The sequence below is a fragment of the Arsenophonus apicola genome, assembly GCF_020268605.1.
Classification (GTDB): domain Bacteria; phylum Pseudomonadota; class Gammaproteobacteria; order Enterobacterales; family Enterobacteriaceae; genus Arsenophonus; species Arsenophonus apicola.
In genome coordinates this window covers 2,706,567-2,726,739 of record NZ_CP084222.1, presented here as the reverse complement: position 1 = coordinate 2,726,739, position 20,173 = coordinate 2,706,567, and the positions used below count along the sequence as shown (strand labels likewise).

Sequence of the window (20,173 nt, the reverse complement as noted above, 5' to 3'; positions counted from 1 at the left end):
AGATATGCTAGTACATTGCATATTATGATAGTTATCTAAATAAAATCACCTTTAACCAGCAGTTAACAAAGCAGCGCAGCATAAACTGCTTTATTAATATCTCTGGATGCTATTTAAGAATTATGACCAATAGGCAATATGGTACGGCCAAATTGTTCATTAATGACTTCTGCCATAGCAAGGTAAAAAGCGCTGGCGCCACAGATAATACCTTCAAAACCGGCAATAGTAAGTATGGTTTTGTTTTCATACAGATTACCGATCGCTAACAGCGCAAAAAGTACGGTTAGACTAGCAAAAACAAATTGTAGTGCGCGATTAGCTTTTAATGTACCAACAAACATAAACAAGGTAAAGATAACCCAAAGTGCCAGGTATACCGCGAGAAAATCTGCTGATGTTGCTTGTACGGATGCTATATTAGGTAGCATCAGTAAGCCAACTAAACTTAGCCAAAACAGACCATATGATAAAAATGCAGTTGCGGCAAAGGTATTTCCTTTTTTATATTCAAAAATACCGGCAATAATCTGAGCAATACCACCATAGAAGATCCCCATACTCAGTATCACTGAAGTTAATGGAAAAAATCCTGCATTGTGAATATTTAATAAAATGGTTGTCATACCAAAACCCATCAAACCTAATGGGCCCGGATTGGCAATATTATTAGCACTCATACATTCCTCTAAATGTCATAAAATATATAATATTCAATAGGATACAAATTAATATATGCTATTGGGTCTTACGAAAAGCAAGTATAATAGGTAGTGTTTGCATCAAAACAAAGAATAAAATGACTTTTTATTTAAAAATAATTTTTTACTTTCCCCTTGATGAATATTTTTATGTCCCCATTTTAATGAAAAGCGTAGTTACCAATGGTCAATCTATCAACCTGTCACAAGGTGTCTCGTTAGGTAGATTTTTTTTGAGGTCAGGGAAAAAATCCCTTGAAAAAAAATTTAATGAACCTCATATAGGTTGGTAACTAGATTGGTTAAGAATTCCCTTTGGAGGCTGTTTAGATGGGTAAAATTATCGGGATTGACCTGGGTACAACTAACTCTTGTGTAGCTATTATGGATGGCGCAAGTGCGCGAGTATTGGAAAACAGTGAGGGTGACCGTACCACACCTTCTATTATTGCTTACACGCAAGATGGTGAAATTCTTGTCGGTCAGCCGGCAAAACGGCAGGCAGTGACAAATCCTCAAAATACACTTTTTGCTATTAAGCGTCTGATTGGACGTCGCTTTGAAGATGAAGAAGTTCAACGTGACGTTTCTATTATGCCTTATAAAATCATTGCCGCAGATAATGGTGATGCTTGGTTGGATGTTAAGGGGCAAAAAATGGCTCCTCCTCAGGTTTCCGCTGAGGTGCTGAAAAAAATGAAAAAAACGGCGGAAGATTATCTGGGTGAGCCCGTTACTGAAGCTGTTATTACTGTACCAGCTTATTTTAATGATGCTCAGCGTCAGGCAACTAAAGATGCCGGTCGTATTGCTGGTTTAGATGTAAAACGTATTATTAACGAACCAACGGCAGCGGCGCTTGCTTATGGTTTAGATCGTGAAGTAGGTAACCGTACCATTGCGGTATATGACTTAGGTGGTGGTACCTTTGATATTTCAATTATTGAAATTGATGAAGTCGATGGTGAAAAAACCTATGAAGTGCTGGCAACTAATGGTGATACTCACTTAGGTGGTGAAGACTTTGATAATCGTCTGATCAATTATTTGGTCGATGAATTTAAGAAAGAGCAAGGTTTTGACCTACGCAATGATCCGTTAGCAATGCAACGCTTAAAAGAAGCTGCAGAGAAAGCTAAAATTGAACTCTCTTCTGCCCAGCAGACCGATGTCAATCTGCCTTACATTACTGCAGATGCCAGCGGTCCTAAGCATATGAATATTAAGGTGACGCGAGCGAAACTTGAATCACTGGTTGAAGATTTGGTTAAACGCTCAATGGAGCCGCTGAAAGTTGCACTGCAAGATGCGGGCTTAAATGTTAATGATATAAACGATGTCATTCTGGTTGGTGGTCAGACGCGCATGCCAATGGTACAAAAAGCGGTTGCTGACTTCTTCGGAAAAGAACCTCGTAAAGACGTTAACCCTGATGAAGCGGTTGCTATTGGTGCGGCGGTACAAGGTGGTGTGTTAGCTGGTGATGTTAAAGATGTCTTGTTACTTGATGTAACTCCACTATCTTTAGGTATTGAAACGATGGGTGGTGTAATGACAACGTTAATTGCCAAGAATACCACTATTCCGACTAAACATAGTCAGGTGTTTTCAACAGCAGAAGATAACCAGTCGGCAGTAACCATTCATGTGTTGCAGGGTGAACGTAAACGCTCAAGTGATAACAAATCATTAGGCCAGTTTAATTTGGATGGTATTCAAGCGGCACCACGTGGTATGCCACAAATTGAGGTTACCTTCGATATTGACGCTGATGGTATTTTACATGTGTCAGCCAAAGATAAGAATACTGGCCGCGAGCAGAAGATTACCATTAAAGCATCTTCTGGTTTGAAAGAAGATGAAATCCAAAGAATGGTAAGCGATGCAGAAGCAAATGCGGAAGCAGATCTTAAGTTTGAACAGTTAGTTCAGGTACGTAATCAGGCTGATCAATTAGTTCACGGTACGCGTAAACAAATTGAAGAAGCGGCTGACAAGCTACCTGCTGATGATAAAACTAACATAGAGAAAGCTATTTCTGAGCTGGAAACCGCAGTGAAAGGTGAGGATAAAGCCGTCATTGAAGAGAAAATTCAAGCTTTAGTTCAAGCTTCAGCCAAACTACTCGAGTTAGCTCAACAGCAAGCTCAAGCAGGAGCAACTGATACAGGCGCAGGCGCCCAGCCTAAGCAGGATGATAATGTTGTTGATGCTGAATTTGAAGAAGTCAATGACAAGGATAAAGATAAAAAATAGGGGCCCTTAGCGGGCACAGTAATAGTGTTAGGATTATTTCCTCTGTTACTGAAAACCGAGTACGGGCGTTGGGGGAACTCTACGCCCGTTTCCGTGTGTTAAGGGTAAAATAAATATGGCAAAAAGAGATTATTATCAAGTTTTAGGCGTTACTAAAACGGCTGATGAAAAAGAGATCAAAAAAGCATATAAACGTCTGGCGATGAAGTATCATCCAGATCGTAATCAGGGTGATAAAGAAGCAGAAAGTAAGTTTAAAGAAATTAAAGAAGCTTATGAAATTTTAACTGATGCGCAAAAACGTGCTGCTTATGATCAATATGGACATGCTGCTTTTGAACAAGGTGGCATGGGTGGCGGATTTAGCGGCGGCTTTGCTTCTGGCGCCGATTTTAGTGATATTTTTGGTGATGTATTTGGTGATATTTTTGGTGGTGGCCGGCGTCAGCGATCGGCTCGTGGGGCCGATCTTCAGTACGAAATAACATTAACCTTAGAAGAAGCAGTTCGGGGTGTCAGCAAAGAGATCCGTATTCCGACTTTGGAAAAATGTGATGTTTGTAACGGAAGTGGCGCTAAACCAGGCACCAAACCAGAAACTTGCTCAACTTGTCATGGTGCAGGCCAAGTTCAGATCCGGCAAGGATTTTTTGCAGTTCAGCAAACTTGCCCAACTTGTCATGGTCGTGGTCAAATCATCAAAGAACCTTGCATTAAATGTCATGGCCATGGACGAGTAGAGAAATACAAAACTTTATCGGTAAAAATTCCACCAGGGGTTAATACTGGCGATCGTATCCGCTTAAATGGTGAAGGTGAGGCCGGTGAAAATGGCGCTCCAGCCGGTGATCTCTATGTTCAGGTCAATGTCGCAAGGCATGCTATTTTTGAGCGCGATGGTAATAACTTATATTGCGAAGTACCCATTAATTTTACGATTGCGGCATTGGGCGGTGAAATTGATGTACCAACACTTGATGGCCGGGTGAGTCTCAAAATTCCAGCTGAGACACAAACAGGAAAAATTTTCCGCATGAAAGGAAAAGGTGTTAAGCCTGTTCGTGGTGGTATGACAGGTGATTTGATGTGCCGCATTCTGGTGGAAACTCCGGTTAAACTTAATGATAAACAAAAAGCTTTACTGAAAGAATTTGGTGAATCTTTGAATGGTGAAAGTGGTGGTAAGAATAGCCCTCGTTCAAAGAGTTTCTTAGATAGTGTGAAAAAGTTTTTTGATGATCTGACCAAATAACGGTAGTTAGCTAAATTAACAGAGCATCGATAGTAAGTGATCGATGCTTTTTTTATTAATTGAAAATAGGATTATTTGATTTTTTTAATAGAATAATAATTGATTAATGAGATATCTTATAACAGTGGCTAATTTATTGTGTTTTATTTATTAATTTGAATTATTTTATTGCTTTTATCTATACAAATTAAATTTAAAAAGTTTAATTATGAAGATAAATTTTGCCTGTTTTATATAAATTTTCTGCTTTAATTTTTTTATAAAAATAAATTAAGATTAATTTCGATACGTTAAACGTGAGCTTAACAGAATTTTCTATACAATTTAGTTTTATTTTTAATTAATTTATTAGATAGGAAATAGTTATGGCAGAATCGTTAGCGCTAAGAATAAAAAACTCATTTTCTTTTAACAAACCAGTTATCACTGAACAAAATTGCCAGCAATATTTTAAAAAGGAATTGCTTAACTGTCTAAAATTTATCGCAAATAATAGTAAAGGAAATATTAAAATTAGCGAGACATTCAAGATAGCAGCTGGAAAGTATTGTTCATTTTCCACTGAAGGATTAGAGACAATTTTAACTCGTAAATATACTTGGCATGGTGTAGAGAAAATAAATAAAGTTAACTTACAAAAGTTTGGTTGCTCTCTTTTCGATTGTATTAAAGAGATAAAAAATTCAGATAAGTTAGATAATATACGATTACAAATAGGTGGAAATATTATAGATGCAATTGGATTAGGGGTTTTAAGTAAGAATATAGATTAACAGGATTTTAGTTATGCGAAAGAATGTACCAATAAGATTGATCATATGACAGATGAAGATAAAATAAACAAAGAAATTAGGGAATGTCTTAATAAGTTTATAATTATAAGTCATGTTAATGAATATGCTATGAAAAATAAAACAAAAGCGGCAGAGTTAACATTAGTTGAAAGCAGAACGGAAATAGCAGAAGAAACATTAAAACTATGTCCAGAGGAAGTAGAGAAAAGAAAGGAAATAGAACAAGGTGGAGGGGTTATATTAAATAAAGTGGCAAAACAATCCCAGCAACAAGTAGAAATACCAGATAAATCAGATTTACTACGAGAAAGTAACCCCAGTTTTTGGCAAAAACTGCGCCAAAAAACGACGCAACTTTTGGCAACATCGCGGGATTTTATCAAAACTAAACTCATCAGGCTTTTATTACCTACTTTTTTTAACAGTAAGGTTAACTAATCGTTTTTCAAAGTTAAGTCAGTTTCAAACTGCTAACTAGTCAAATAACGTCTATATTGTTAGTAATTATTCGGTATAACGGTGTTATTTCTGCTAAAAAAAATGATTTTCCGAATTGTAAGTATTAGCGTAAAATTAATTTTGCTAATTAACACTGAGGTTATTGTAATGACAGCAATTATACGACAATTTTTAAAGTTAGAAGCAGCAAGTGGGGTGCTGTTAATTATTGCTGCCGTCTTAGCTTTGATTATGGCTAATACCCCATTGCAAAGTATTTATCAGCAATTTCTTAATATTCCCGTTGCGGTTAAAATCAGTGCATTAAATATTGATAAACCTTTTTTATTATGGATAAACGATGGTTTAATGGCCATTTTCTTTTTGGTTGTTGACCTGGAAGTTAAGCGAGAACTAATAGAGGGCTCGTTAGCTGGTCGTGATAAAGCGATATTCCCAGCTGTTGCTGCGATAGGTGGTATGCTGTTACCTGCTCTGGTATATCTATTTTTTAATGTGAATGATGAAATTGCCCGGCAGGGTTGGGCAATCCCGGCAGCGACCGATATTGCTTTTGCACTTGGTATCATGGCACTATTGGGTAAGCGTGTACCAACAGAGTTAAAAGTATTTTTACCTGCCTTGGCGATTATTGATGATCTTGGGGTGATTATCATTATTGCTTTATTCTATACCAAGTCTGTTTCTATTATGTCATTAGGTTTAGCTACGCTTTCTCTGCTGGTATTATTATGGATGAATTGGCGTAAAGTTGAAAATACCTCTGCTTATTTGGTTGTTGGCATCATCTTATGGGTTTGTATTTTAAAATCGGGTATTCATGCTACATTAGCTGGTGTCATTGTGGGGTTTTTGATACCCCTTAAAGGGAAACAAAATAATTCCCCTTCTGAACAATTAGAACATCTTTTACATCCTTGGGTAGCTTATTTAATTTTACCATTATTTGCTTTTGCTAATGCCGGTTTGCAACTTAGTGGTGTGACATTAGCCAACCTTGCCAGTTCCCTGCCCCTTGGTGTTGCGTTAGGTTTATTAATTGGCAAACCAGCAGGTATTTTTTTATTCAGTTGGCTCGCATTAAAATCAGGCGTCGCAAAATTGCCTGCCAAAATTAATCTTAAACAGATATTTGCAGTTTCAGTGCTATGTGGTATTGGTTTTACTATGTCAATTTTTATTGCTAGTTTAGCATTCGAAGGTTTAGATAATTTTAGTACTTATGCACGACTGGGGATCCTAATTGGTTCGACACTAGCGGCAATTTTAGGATTATTATTATTGAATTCCGCATTACCGAAAAAGCCAATTAGCGAGCAAACGACTAATTAGGTAAGATAAAGTTAATTTTAAGTTATAGTCACGTGAAATAAATAGTGTTTTTGTGCTCGCGCTACAATATTTTTATTTATAGCGCGAGTATCTTGTTTAGGTAAAATAAAATGGATCGCTTATCTTCTGATGTTTAGAAAATAACGTATATAAACAGTTATCGATGGTACAAAAGGTATCGATATGAGAATGTCGCATCTCAATTTTAATCATCTCTATTACTTCTGGCATGTTTGTAAAGAGGGATCCGTTGTTGGCGCCGCTGAAGAACTTTATTTAACGCCTCAGACAATAACAGGTCAGATAAAAGCGTTAGAAGAACGTTTGAATGGTAAATTATTTAAAAGGCAAGGCCGAGGACTGGTCCCTTCAGAACTCGGACAACTGGTTTTTCGTTATGCTGATAAAATGTTTGTGCTAAGCCAGGAAATGTTAGATATTGTTAATTATAGTCGTGAATCGAATTTGTTATTTGATGTCGGTGTCGCTGACGCTTTATCTAAACGGCTGGTAAGCCGCGTCCTTGAAACAGCTATCGTTGAGCATGAGCGGATCCATTTACGTTGTTTTGAATCGACCCATGAGCTTTTATTGGAACAATTGAGTCAACATAAGTTAGACATGATCTTATCTGATTGCCCGGTTGATTCATCACAACAAGAAGGATTATTTTCCGTGAAGCTTGGTGAATGTGGCGTTAGTTTTTTCTGTCGCAAACCAATACCGGAAAAACCTTTTCCGCTTTGTTTAGAAGAGCGGCGATTATTGATCCCTGGTCGACGTTCTATGTTAGGTCGTCATCTACTTTCTTGGATCCAGAATAATAAATTGCAGGTAGAAATTTTGGGTGAATTTGATGATGCTGCGTTGATGAAAGCATTTGGCATGTATCATAACGCAATATTTGTCGCACCATCATTATACGCTAATGAAATTTTTTCAGATAATGAAGTGGTTGAAATTGGTCATATGGATAAAGTGAAAGAAGAATATTATGTTATTTTTGCTGAACGTATGATCCAGCATCCAGCAGTGCAACGTGTATGTAATAAAGATTTTTCTGGTTTATTTGATCAAACCTTTTATAAACCATAATAATCATTTTCAATAGTAATGTAATAAAAAAACCGGCTAAAGCCGGTTTTTTAGCAAAATCAAAATAAATTACATTGATTTGATTTGTGCAACTAAGTTTGCTTTATGACGTGCAGCTTTGTTTTTGTGGATCAAGCCTTTGCTAGCATAGCGATCAACAATAGGTTGCATGTCGTTAAATGCTTTTTGTGCTGCTTCTTTATCACCGGTAGCGATAGCGGCATAAACTTTTTTGATAAAAGTACGCACCATAGAACGACGACTAGCATTATGCTGACGGCGTTTCTCTGATTGTATGGCACGTTTCTTAGCTGATTTGATATTAGCCAAGGTCCAACTCCCAAATATTTATTCTATCAAGGACACTCTAAAGGCCGAGGAATATGCCTTTTTAGCCCTCATTTGTCAATGAATTTGTGTAAATAAGCATCGTGTACTGCAATGCAATCTGTTGTGATGACCGATGATTTTATCAGTTTACTGAGTGAGAATACAGTTTTAAATGTGAAAAACGGGATGAAATTGCAGGAAAGTGGGTAAATTAACTATTTTTCTTGCTGACAAACAACAACTTATTATATTTGTTATAAATATTAATCAAATGGTGACTTAACCTTCAAGGTAGTAAGCGGTATAATCCAGCAATTTTTATTATATTGAGCCGATTATGAAGTTAGTACGTGGGATACATAATATTCGCGCATATCATCATGGTTGTGTATTGACTATTGGCAATTTTGATGCTGTTCATCGAGGACATCAGGCATTATTGAAACATTTAAAACAACAGGGTCAGCGTCTCGGACTACTAACGATGGTCATGATTTTTGAACCGCAACCATTGGAATTTTTTTTGGGCGCAAATGCGCCAGCACGTTTAACGCGTTTACGTGATAAGATAAAATACTTTACCGAATATGGCGTTGATTATTTACTGTGTGTTAAATTTAATCCCACATTTGCTTCATTATCACCTCAAGCTTTTGTTTCACAATTACTGGTGGAGAAATTAGGGGTTAAATTTTTGGCGATCGGTGATGATTTTCGCTTTGGCAAAGATAGACAGGGTGATTTTCAATATCTCCGTGCAGCTGGTGAACAATATGGTTTTGAAGTCGCCAATACCGAAAGTTTTTGTGATGCCGGACAGCGTGTTAGCAGTACGGCTGTCAGGCAAGCACTATTAAGTGATAATCTTACCCTTGCTGAGAATCTTATGGGACACCCCTACCGATTAAGCGGTCGAGTGATTTATGGTAGCCAGCTTGGTAGTAAGATCGGTTTTCCAACAGCAAATATACCATTTAAATGTTTAGTTATGCCTGTTAAAGGCGTTTATGTGGTAGAAGTATATGGTTTAGCCGACCACCCATTGCAGGCAGTAGCAAATATTGGTACCCGCCCAACAGTGAATGGGGTAGAACAGCAAATAGAAGTGCATTTGATAGATGTGTGTATGGATATATATGGACGTCATATTGATGTTGTATTGCGTAAAAAATTGCGTAACGAGCAGCGATTTGCTTCTATTGATGAATTAAGACAGCAAATCGGTGAGGATATAATGGCTGCGAGACAATTCTTCCAGTCGTCATAATTAAGATATTTAGCAGAAAATTGGAACTGAGAATCTAAATGAGTGACTATAAAAATACCCTGAATTTACCGGAAACAGGGTTCCCTATGCGTGGTGATCTCGCTAAACGAGAACCACAAATGTTAGCCCGTTGGCATAAAGACGGTTTGTACCAAGCTATTCGCCAGGCCAAAACAGGTAAACAGATGTTTATACTGCATGATGGTCCTCCTTATGCTAACGGTAGTCTTCATATTGGTCACTCAGTTAATAAAATTCTCAAAGATATTATCATTAAATCTAAAGGACTGGCTGGGTTTGATTCGCCCTTTATTCCTGGTTGGGATTGCCACGGTTTGCCAATTGAACATAAGGTTGAACAGATTATCGGTAAACCTGGTGATAAGGTTTCTGCTGCTGAATTTCGTGAACAATGCCGCAAATACGCTAAGGAACAAATTGAAGGTCAAAGAGCTGATTTTATTAGAATGGGCGTGTTTGGTGATTGGGCGCAGCCTTATTTAACCATGGATTTTAATACCGAAGCCAATATTATTCGTGCGTTAGGTAAAGTGATTGAAAATGGCCATTTAGTAAAAGGTGCTAAACCGGTTCATTGGTGTACTGCTTGTGGTTCTTCCTTAGCAGAAGCGGAAGTTGAATATTATGATAAATCATCGCCTTCCATTGATGTACGCTTTAGCGCGGTGGATGCTAAAGCCGTTTATAGTAAATTTGGTGTAGAATCGGCAACTTTGCCGGTTTCAGCCGTGATCTGGACAACAACACCTTGGACATTGCCGGCTAACCGTGCGATTGCGGTTAACTCTGATTTGGAATATCAATTAGTCAAAGTTAATAATGATGAATGTTTAATTTTGGCAAAATCGCTAGTTGAAACGGTAATGCAGCGTATTGCAGCCACAGAGTGGCAAATTATAGCAGAATGTAATGGTGCTGAATTGGAATTACTGCGCTTTCATCACCCGTTTATGAATTTCGATGTACCTGTTATTTTGGGTGATCACGTTACTTTAGATGCGGGTACCGGGCTTGTACATACTGCACCAGGTCATGGCCCTGAGGATTATATTGTTGGACAAAAATATAAACTTGAAATAGCAAATCCTGTCGGCCCAAATGGTTGTTATTTACCTGATACTTATCCTGGTTTAGATGGCGTTTTTGTATTTAAAGCAAATGAGTTAATTATCGAACTTTTAGCGGCCAAAGGCACACTGCTACATAAAGAAATATTACAGCATAGTTATCCTTGTTGTTGGCGGCATAAGACACCCGTTATTTTTCGTGCAACTCCTCAGTGGTTTGTGAGTATGGAAAAAAATGGCTTACGTGAACAATCACTCAAAGAGATCAAAGGTGTTAAATGGATCCCTGAGTGGGGTCAAAGCCGGATTGAATCTATGGTGGCAAATCGCCCAGATTGGTGCATTTCTCGTCAGCGCACTTGGGGTATGCCGATGGCATTATTTGTGCATAAGCAGACAGAGAAATTACATCCACGTACGTTAGAACTGATTGAAGAAGTTGCTAAACTTGTTGAAAAATCAGGTATTCAGGCGTGGTGGGATCTGGATCCCGTTGCCCTATTAGGCAGTGATGCAACTGATTATGTTAAAGTTCCCGATACGCTTGATGTCTGGTTTGATTCTGGTTCTACCCATTATGCCGTTGTCGATGTTCGCCCTGAATTTAAAGGACATTCTGCGGATTTATATTTGGAAGGTTCTGATCAGCATCGTGGTTGGTTTATGTCGTCTCTAATGCTGTCAACGGCGATGAAAGGAAAAGCGCCTTATCGAGAAGTATTAACCCATGGTTTTACGGTTGATGGACAAGGTCGTAAAATGTCAAAATCCTTGGGGAATACGATTAGTCCACAAGATGTCATGAATGATTTAGGCGCTGATATTCTACGGCTATGGGTTGCTTCAACCGATTATACCAGTGAAATCGCTGTTTCAAGTGAGATTTTAAAACGTTCTGCCGATAGCTATCGGCGTATTCGTAATACAGCACGTTTCTTATTAGCCAATTTGAACGGTTTTGATCCGGCTTTACACCAAATTAAACCAGAACAAATGGTTGTATTAGATCGCTGGGCAGTAGGGCGGGCTAAAGCTGCTCAAACGGAAATCATGATGCATTATGCTAATTATGATTTTCATGCAGTTGTTCAGCGGTTAATGCAGTTTTGTTCTGTTGAAATGGGTTCTTTTTATTTAGATATAATAAAAGATCGTCAATATACAGCAAAAAGTGATAGTTTGGCGCGGCGTAGTTGCCAGACAGCCTTATTCCATATCGTAGAGGCATTGGTACGTTGGATTGCGCCGATCCTTTCTTTCACTGCCGATGAAATTTGGCAGCAATTGCCTGGTGAACATGGCAAATATGTCTTTACTGAGGAGTATTATGATGGCTTGTTTGGCCTGGATGATAATGAAACACTCAATGATGAATTTTGGGATGAACTATTAATTATCCGTAGTGAGGTTAATAAAGTTCTTGAACAAGCACGTGCAGATAAGCTTATTCGTAGCTCGTTGGAGGCCGCAGTGACTTTATATGCGGATACCGAACTGGCTGAAATACTTAATCGTTTAGGTGATGAGTTACGTTTTGTATTATTAACCTCACAAGCTAAAGTAATTGATATTACCCAAGCTCCAGTTCACGCACAGAATAGTGAACTGAGTGGATTAAAAATTGCTTTCCAGCAGGCGGAAGGCGATAAATGTCCTCGTTGTTGGCATTATGCAACGGATATTGGTCGGGAGGCGGAGTATGCAGAATTATGCGGCCGCTGTGTTACTAATGTAGCCGGTAACGGTGAAATACGTAAGTTTGCCTAATGAAAAATCCTATTTGCTCTACTGGCTTACGCTGGTTATGGTTAACGGTTGTGATATTAATTGTTGATCTTGGTAGTAAGCAACTCATTTTGAATCATTTTCAATTATATGAGTCGATACCATTAATGCCTTATTTCAATTTGGCTTATGCTCAAAACCCTGGTGCAGCATTTAGTTTTTTAGCTGATAAAGGGGGCTGGCAGCGTTGGTTTTTTGCATTTGTGGCGATTGTCATTTGTGTGGTGCTTATCGTAATGATGTATCGTCAAAGCGTGAACAAAAAATTGAGTAATATTGCTTATGCATTGGTTATTGGTGGAGCATTAGGGAATTTGTGTGATCGCTTAGTCCATGGCTTTGTAGTTGATTTTATTGATTTCTATGTTGGTGACTGGCATTGGCCGACATTTAACATTGCTGATATGGCGATTTGCATTGGTGCGGCACTCATTATTCTCGACAGCTTCATCAATACAGACAAGAAAGTGAGTGCAGCTTAGTTCATCGTTCGTTTACGCTGATCACAGGTTGATTTATTTCTAACAGTAGGTTTTTATTGTCATGTTAACGTTAGTACAAGCAGATAGTGCCGTGTTGCTGCATTTCACGCTGAAACTTGAGGATGGCTCAATTGCTGATTCAACCTATAATCAGGATAAACCGGCACTTTTTCGCCTTGGCGATAAAAGCCTTTCGCTAGCACTGGAAAAACAATTAATGGGTTTAAGTGTTGGTGAGAAAAAAACATTTACCTTAGGCGGAGAGGATGTTTTTGGTAAACCAAACCCAGATATGATCCAATACTTTACGCCAAAAGATTTTATTCAGCTCGGTATGCCTCAAGTTGGTGCCATCATATTATTTACTGTGATAAACGGTAGTGAAATGCCCGGGATGGTAACCGCAGTGACAGAAGAGTCTATCACCGTTGATTTTAATCACCCGTTAGCGGCTCAGGACATCATTTTTGACATTGAAGTGTTGGAAATTGACCCGAAATGGGAGGGCTCAAATGCAAATATTGCTGGCTAACCCTCGAGGTTTCTGTGCCGGTGTTGATCGGGCAATTAGCATTGTTGATCGTGCACTGGCTCTTTATGGTGCTCCGATTTATGTTCGTCACGAAGTCGTCCATAACCGTTATGTGGTTGATAATTTACGTCAACGCGGTGCGATTTTTATTGAACAAATTGCTGAAGTACCTGATGGTGCTATTTTGATCTTTTCTGCTCATGGTGTTTCTCAAGCAATCCGGCGGGAAGCTAAGCAACGTAATCTGACCATGTTATTTGATGCAACTTGCCCATTGGTGACTAAAGTACACATGGAAGTGGCACGTGCTAGTCGTAAAGGTAAAGAAGCGATTTTAATTGGGCATGTTGGCCACCCTGAAGTAGAAGGTACAATGGGACAATATAATAACCCGGCGGGTGGTATGTATCTTGTTGAATCGCCGGAAGATGTTTGGAAGTTACAAGTAAAAGATGAAAATAATCTCTGTTTTATGACGCAGACTACTTTATCGGTAGATGACACAGCTCATGTTATAGATGCACTAAACACGCGTTTTCCAAATATTATCGGACCACGTAAAGATGATATCTGCTATGCCACCACTAATCGTCAAGAAGCGGCGCGAGAGTTGGCCGATAAGGCTGATATTGTATTAGTTGTCGGCTCTAAAAATTCTTCTAATTCCAATCGTCTTGCTGAATTGGCGCAAAGAGCAGGCAAACCTGGTTACCTAATTGACTCTGCTGATGATATTCAAGAACATTGGCTGGAAAATATGCAGATTATTGGTCTTACTGCTGGTGCTTCTGCTCCGGATATTCTTGTTCGCCAGGTTATTGAACGCTTAAAAATTTTAGGAGCTAGTGAAATGGTCGAACTTGCGGGTCATGAAGAAAATATTGTTTTTGAAGTGCCAAAAGAGCTACGGGTTGAGATCAAGCAAATATAATAATTGTTATTTTGGTATTTTATTCAACTAATTTTTAGTACCGCAATTTATTTACTAATTAAGCCAACTCTGATGGCTTTTTTTGTCACTGACGCTTACTAGATCAGTGTTAGCCTTGTCAAACTTAGGATATTTAATCTGTTTTTTAATCAAGAGAGAAAAACATGACTAATTCAGATATGCGAGTTGCCATCGTTGGTGCTGGTGGCCGCATGGGACGTGAACTAATCAAAGCAGTTTCACAACAGGATGGCGTTACTTTAGGGGCAGTGTTAGAAAGAAAAGGCTCAAGCATAGTAGGTACTGATGCTGGTGAATTAGTCGGCATTGGCCGTTTAAATGTTATAATTAGCGATGATCTGATTAATGTTTTAGATAAATTTGATATTTTGATCGATTTTACTCGTCCCGAAGGTACGCAATATTACCTATCTGTTTGTAAAAAATATGCCAAAGCGATGATCATTGGTACTACAAGTTTTAATGAAACTGAACAAAAGTTGATTGAAGAAGCGGCGAAAACAATCCCTATTGTATTGGCGGCAAATTTTAGTGTCGGCGTTAATTTGGTGTTAAAGTTATTAGAAAAAGCAGCAAAAGTGATGGGTCAATATAGTGACATTGAAATTATTGAAGCTCATCACAGGCATAAAGTCGATGCACCCTCAGGAACCGCCTTAGCAATGGGCGATGTTATTGCTAAGACAATGGGTCGTGATTTAAAAAATTGTGCAGTATATGGTCGTCAAGGTATTACGGGTGAAAGAGAAAAGAACAGCATTGGTTTTGCCACGATTAGAGCTGGCGATATTGTTGGGGAGCATACAGCGATTTTTGCTGATATTGGTGAAAGAATTGAGATAACTCATAAAGCATCAAGTCGCATGACGTTTGCAAATGGCGCTGTTAAAGCTTGTTTGTGGTTAAAAGGAAAAAATAGTGGCTTATATAGCATGAAAGATGTATTAAATTTAGAAAATGTTTAGTTTTTTATTAATCTATTTATTTGATAAAGCATAATTAATTTTTAGTTTTTGTTTTATTTATAGATTTATTAAGTGTTTTGTTTGATAACTGTTTTTTTTAATATTTAAAATGAAAATCTTATTGATTTAAGATGTTTTTGGCGCATTCATTATAATGAAATTTAGTTAAAACCTATTTTTGCAATTATCTTGTTATGTAATCGATTATCTTGCTAAGATAATCTATCATTTTACTAGTTACATTGATTTTTCATTATAAATTAGCTAAAAAAATAATTTTTTACTAGACAATCACTCTTCTCATCATTAGAATGCGCGCAATTTGTCAAAAATTTGCTTAAAGTCCATTTTGGCACGAATTTATTGGCTTACGCATGAATAAATATGCTCAATACATGGTTTTTTATTCTTTTGGAGGGTATTTTGATTAAGCCAGCTATATTGGTTCTGGAAGACGGAACCCAGTTTCATGGTCATTCCATTGGGGCTGAAGGAATTGTTGTTGGAGAAGTTGTTTTTAATACATCAATGACTGGATATCAAGAAATTCTCACTGATCCTTCCTACTCCCGCCAAATTGTTACACTTACTTATCCTCATATTGGAAACACGGGCATCAATCCTGATGACGAAGAGTCTGCTATCATTCATGCTCAAGGGCTTGTTATACGTGATTTATCATTAATTTATAGTAACTTTCGCGGAAAAGAAAGCTTATCTGATTATTTAAAGCGCCATAAAACAGTAGCAATTGCTGATATTGATACTCGTAAGCTTACGCGGTTATTAAGGGAAAAAGGCGCACAGAATGGTTGTATTATTACTGGCAATAATTTAGATGCCCATTTGGCATTAGAAAAAATTAAATTATTTGGTGGAATAAAAGGACTGGATTTAGCTAAAGAAGTCACAACTAAAGAGGTTTATACCTGGCAACAGCAGAGTTGGCAGCTGGCAGCCGATGGATTATCGACTATTAAGGCACGGGAGCAACTCCCTTATCATGTTGTTGCTTATGATTTTGGTGTCAAACAAAATATTTTACGCTTACTCGTTGATCGCGGTTGTTATTTGACGGTTGTTCCAGCAACAACCCCTGCTGATGAAGTATTAAAAATGGCACCTGATGGAATATTTCTTTCTAATGGCCCGGGTGATCCAGCCGCTTGTGATTATGCGATCAAAGCCATCAAACAGTTTTTAACGACAGAAATCCCTATTTTTGGTATTTGTTTAGGTCATCAATTACTGGCACTAGCTAGTGGAACCGATACCGTTAAAATGAAATTTGGCCATCATGGTGGTAACCATCCAGTAAAAGATTTAGTTAATAATTGCGTTATGATCACCGCACAAAATCATGGTTTTGCGGTTGATGAAACAACATTATCTGACAAATTGCGAGTTACCCACAAATCACTATTTGATAGCAGCCTACAGGGCATACATCGTACCGATAAACCTGCATTTGGATTTCAAGGACATCCTGAGGCAAGTCCTGGCCCTAAAGATGCAGAACCTCTATTCAATTATTTTATTGAATTGATTATAAAGTATCGTCAAATAAATTTAGCTACTCAAGTTGATTGATCAGGAGCAAAAAATGGCAAAGCGTACAGATATAAAAAGTATCCTGATTTTAGGTGCCGGTCCAATTGTTATAGGCCAAGCTTGTGAATTTGATTACTCAGGTGCACAAGCTTGCAAAGCACTACGTGAAGAGGGTTATCGCGTTATTTTAGTCAATTCCAATCCGGCAACTATTATGACAGATCCCGAACTGGCGGATGCTACTTATATTGAGCCGATTCAGTGGGAAGTGGTACGCAAAATTATTGAAAAAGAGCGGCCTGATGCGATTTTACCTACAATGGGTGGACAAACTGCTTTAAACTTTGCTTTAGAATTAGAGCGTAAAGGCGTATTAAACGAATTTGCTGTTACTATGATTGGCGCAACGGCTGATGCAATTGATAAGGCGGAAGATCGTCAGCGGTTTGATAAAGCAATGAAGAAAATCGGCCTTGAAACTGCTCGTTCAGGAATTGCCCATTCCCTGGAAGAAGCATTAGAAGTGGTAGAGCAAGTAGGCTTCCCCTGTATTATTCGCCCTTCATTTACTATGGGCGGTTCGGGTGGCGGTATTGCTTATAACCGTGAAGAGTTTGAAGACATTTGTCTGACCGGTTTAGATCTTTCACCAACCAATGAATTATTGATAGATGAATCGTTAATTGGTTGGAAAGAGTATGAAATGGAAGTGGTTCGTGATAAAAATGATAATTGTATCATTATCTGTTCTATTGAAAATGTCGATGCGATGGGGATCCATACGGGAGATTCTATTACTGTTGCTCCTGCACAAACATTAACCGATAAAGAATACCAAATTATGCGCAATGCATCGATGGCAGTGTTGCGAGAAATTGGTGTAGAAACAGGTGGTTCAAATGTTCAATTTGCCGTAAATCCTAAAACTGGTCGTTTAATTGTTATTGAAATGAATCCCCGGGTATCACGTTCATCGGCCCTGGCATCTAAAGCAACTGGTTTTCCTATTGCTAAGGTTGCAGCGAAACTTGCGGTAGGTTATACCCTTGATGAATTAATGAATGATATTACCGGCGGGCGCACACCCGCTTCTTTTGAACCTTCTATTGATTATGTCGTGACTAAGATCCCGCGTTTTAACTTTGAAAAATTCCCGGGTAGTAATGATCGTCTGACAACTCAGATGAAATCTGTTGGTGAGGTCATGGCGATTGGGCGAACTTTTCAAGAATCTATGCAAAAAGCATTGCGTGGATTAGAAGTCGCCGCAACGGGTTTTGATCCTAAAGTAGATTTAGATGAATTCGACTCGTTAACCAAAATTCGCCGTGAATTGAAAGACGCTGGAGCTGAACGTATTTGGTATATAGCCGATGCATTCCGCGCAGGTATGTCTGTGGATGGTGTGTTTAATTTAACTAATATCGATCGTTGGTTCTTGGTACAGATTGAAGAACTTGTTCGTTTAGAAGAGAAGGTTACTGAGTTTGGCGTTAATGGATTGTCAGCAGAGTTTTTGCGGCGCTTGAAACGAAAAGGTTTTGCCGATATTCGTTTAGCTAAATTAGTCGGTGTTTCTGAAGCTGAAATCCGTAAATTACGTCATAAATATAAATTGCATCCTGTTTTTAAGCGAGTTGATACTTGTGCGGCAGAATTTGCTACCGATACCGCTTATCTCTATTCCACTTATGAAGATGAATGTGAAGCCAATCCTGACAGTACCCAATCTAAGATTATGGTACTAGGTGGTGGACCAAACCGCATTGGTCAAGGAATTGAATTTGATTATTGCTGTGTTCATGCTGCGTTGGCGTTACGTGAGGACGGTTATCAAACAATAATGGTAAACTGTAATCCTGAAACAGTTTCTACCGATTACGATACTTCTGATCGTCTCTATTTTGAACCAGTGACGTTAGAAGACGTATTAGAAATAGTTAGGATCGAACAACCTGCAGGTGTAATTGTGCAGTATGGTGGCCAGACACCATTAAAATTGGCACTTGCTCTGGAAGAAGCGGGCGTTCCTATTATTGGCACTAGCCCAGATGCGATTGATCGCGCTGAAGATCGTGAGCGGTTTCAACAAGCCGTGACCCGTTTAGGGTTGAAACAGCCAGAAAACGCCACAGTTACCACTATTGAACAGGCTATAGAAAAAGCTCACAGTATTGGTTACCCATTAGTTGTACGTCCCTCTTATGTTTTAGGCGGACGCGCAATGGAGATTGTCTACGATGAAACTGACTTACGTCGGTACTTTCAGACAGCAGTCAGTGTTTCTAATGATGCACCAGTATTGCTCGATCATTTCCTCGATGATGCCATTGAGGTTGATGTCGATGCTATCTGTGATGGGGAAGCCGTTTTAATTGGTGGTATTATGGAGCATATTGAACAGGCTGGTGTTCATTCTGGTGATTCTGCCTGTTCCTTGCCACCTTATACCTTGAGTCAGAATATACAGAATGTCATGCGTAAGCAGGTAAAAAAACTGGCTTTTGAATTACGCGTTCGAGGATTAGTGAATGTTCAATTTGCGGTTAAAAATAATGAAGTTTATTTAATCGAAGTGAATCCGCGTGCTGCGCGTACAGTGCCTTTTGTATCAAAAGCAACAGGAATACCACTGGCAAAAGTGGCCGCTCGCGTCATGGTTGGGCAATCCTTAGCAAAACAGGGTATAACGAAAGAAATTATTCCACCTTATTATTCGGTAAAAGAAGTTGTATTACCATTTAATAAATTCCCTGGGGTTGATCCTATTTTGGGACCAGAAATGCGTTCGACCGGTGAAGTTATGGGTATAGGTCGTACTTTTGCCGAAGCATTTGCTAAAGCCATGTTTGGTTGCTCTTCTACAATGAAAAAATCTGGACGGGCATTACTTTCAGTCAGAGAAAATGATAAAGCCAAAATTGTTGATTTAGCAGCTAAATTAATTGAGCATGGTTTTGACTTAGATGCAACTCATGGTACTGCAATTGTGTTGGGTGAAGCAGGAATTAACCCGCGTTTAGTTAATAAAGTACATGAGGGACGCCCTCATATTCAGGATAGAATAAAAAATGGTGAATATAGTTATATTGTCAATACGACTGCCGGTCGCCGTGCAATAGAAGATTCGAAGCTTATTCGTCGAAGTGCATTACAATATAAAGTAAATTATGACACTACTATTAATGGCGGTTTTGCGACAGCGATTTCCCTCAATGCTGATCCTACGGAGCGGGTTATCTCTGTCCAAGAGATGCATAAAATGATCGGGCGTTAACTTTTATTACTATTTAAAAAATGGCCCTGTTAAATGGGTCATTTTTTATTCTGTG

At 38.5% G+C, this 20,173-nt stretch carries 16 protein-coding genes; 14 read left to right on the top strand and 2 right to left on the bottom strand.

Translation table 11 applies throughout. From position 1 onward, the window contains the following. Window positions 1–113 precede the first annotated feature (113 nt). Complete coding sequence (gene satP / locus LDL57_RS12950; RefSeq protein WP_180559612.1) at window positions 114–680, bottom strand: acetate uptake transporter; 567 nt, start codon at window positions 678–680, stop codon at window positions 114–116. 351 nt (window positions 681–1,031) lie between these two features. On the opposite strand from satP, the gene dnaK reads away from it, so the two are divergent. From dnaK to nhaR, 6 genes are all read left to right on the top strand, one after another. Further along, window positions 1,032–2,957, top strand: coding sequence for a molecular chaperone DnaK (dnaK, locus tag LDL57_RS12945; protein WP_180559613.1), 1,926 nt, complete (start codon window positions 1,032–1,034; stop codon window positions 2,955–2,957). A 115-nt stretch (window positions 2,958–3,072) separates the two neighbouring features. Beyond that, the gene (gene dnaJ, locus LDL57_RS12940; protein ID WP_180559614.1) at window positions 3,073–4,209 is read left to right on the top strand and encodes a molecular chaperone DnaJ; all 1,137 of its coding nucleotides are present in this window, start codon (window positions 3,073–3,075) and stop codon (window positions 4,207–4,209) included. A 365-nt stretch (window positions 4,210–4,574) separates the two neighbouring features. Further along, complete coding sequence (locus tag LDL57_RS12935; RefSeq protein ID WP_180559615.1) at window positions 4,575–4,982, top strand: hypothetical protein; 408 nt, start codon at window positions 4,575–4,577, stop codon at window positions 4,980–4,982. A 45-nt stretch (window positions 4,983–5,027) separates the two neighbouring features. Next, window positions 5,028–5,441 carry a hypothetical protein gene (locus LDL57_RS12930; protein WP_225505900.1) on the top strand — a complete coding sequence of 138 codons (414 nt, stop codon included), beginning with the start codon at window positions 5,028–5,030 and terminating at the stop codon, window positions 5,439–5,441. A 168-nt stretch (window positions 5,442–5,609) separates the two neighbouring features. Then, window positions 5,610–6,794, top strand: coding sequence for a Na+/H+ antiporter NhaA (gene nhaA, locus LDL57_RS12925; RefSeq protein ID WP_180559617.1), 1,185 nt, complete (start codon window positions 5,610–5,612; stop codon window positions 6,792–6,794). Between the two features lie 183 nt (window positions 6,795–6,977). After that, window positions 6,978–7,889, top strand: a complete 912-nt coding sequence (nhaR, locus tag LDL57_RS12920) for a transcriptional activator NhaR (RefSeq protein WP_180559618.1) — start codon at window positions 6,978–6,980, stop codon at window positions 7,887–7,889. A 69-nt stretch (window positions 7,890–7,958) separates the two neighbouring features. On the opposite strand, the gene rpsT is transcribed toward nhaR, so the two are convergent. Continuing rightward, window positions 7,959–8,219: a 30S ribosomal protein S20 gene (gene rpsT / locus LDL57_RS12915; RefSeq protein ID WP_026821429.1), complete on the bottom strand. Its 261-nt coding sequence runs from the start codon at window positions 8,217–8,219 to the stop codon at window positions 7,959–7,961. A 337-nt stretch (window positions 8,220–8,556) separates the two neighbouring features. On the opposite strand from rpsT, the gene ribF reads away from it, so the two are divergent. From ribF to carB, 8 genes are all read left to right on the top strand, one after another. Continuing rightward, entirely contained in the window at window positions 8,557–9,486 is a 930-nt protein-coding gene (ribF, locus tag LDL57_RS12910; RefSeq protein WP_180559619.1) for a bifunctional riboflavin kinase/FAD synthetase, read from the top strand. Window positions 9,487–9,524: 38 nt separating this feature from the next. Then, a complete protein-coding gene (gene ileS / locus LDL57_RS12905; RefSeq protein WP_180559620.1) occupies window positions 9,525–12,341 on the top strand; it encodes an isoleucine--tRNA ligase in 2,817 nt (938 codons plus the stop codon). Next, window positions 12,341–12,841, top strand: a complete 501-nt coding sequence (gene lspA / locus LDL57_RS12900) for a signal peptidase II (protein ID WP_180559621.1) — start codon at window positions 12,341–12,343, stop codon at window positions 12,839–12,841. Before ileS ends, lspA begins: the two co-directional genes overlap by 1 nt. A gap of 61 nt (window positions 12,842–12,902) precedes the next feature. After that, entirely contained in the window at window positions 12,903–13,373 is a 471-nt protein-coding gene (gene fkpB, locus LDL57_RS12895) for an FKBP-type peptidyl-prolyl cis-trans isomerase (RefSeq protein ID WP_180559622.1), read from the top strand. Continuing rightward, a complete protein-coding gene (gene ispH, locus LDL57_RS12890; RefSeq protein ID WP_180559623.1) occupies window positions 13,354–14,304 on the top strand; it encodes a 4-hydroxy-3-methylbut-2-enyl diphosphate reductase in 951 nt (316 codons plus the stop codon). Before fkpB ends, ispH begins: the two co-directional genes overlap by 20 nt. A gap of 164 nt (window positions 14,305–14,468) precedes the next feature. Beyond that, the gene (dapB, locus tag LDL57_RS12885; protein WP_225505898.1) at window positions 14,469–15,290 is read left to right on the top strand and encodes a 4-hydroxy-tetrahydrodipicolinate reductase; all 822 of its coding nucleotides are present in this window, start codon (window positions 14,469–14,471) and stop codon (window positions 15,288–15,290) included. A 423-nt stretch (window positions 15,291–15,713) separates the two neighbouring features. Then, on the top strand, window positions 15,714–16,880 hold the full coding sequence (gene carA, locus LDL57_RS12880) for a glutamine-hydrolyzing carbamoyl-phosphate synthase small subunit (protein WP_180559625.1): 1,167 nt from the start codon (window positions 15,714–15,716) through the stop codon (window positions 16,878–16,880). A 13-nt stretch (window positions 16,881–16,893) separates the two neighbouring features. Further along, window positions 16,894–20,118: a carbamoyl-phosphate synthase large subunit gene (gene carB / locus LDL57_RS12875; RefSeq protein ID WP_180559626.1), complete on the top strand. Its 3,225-nt coding sequence runs from the start codon at window positions 16,894–16,896 to the stop codon at window positions 20,116–20,118. Window positions 20,119–20,173 lie beyond the last annotated feature (55 nt).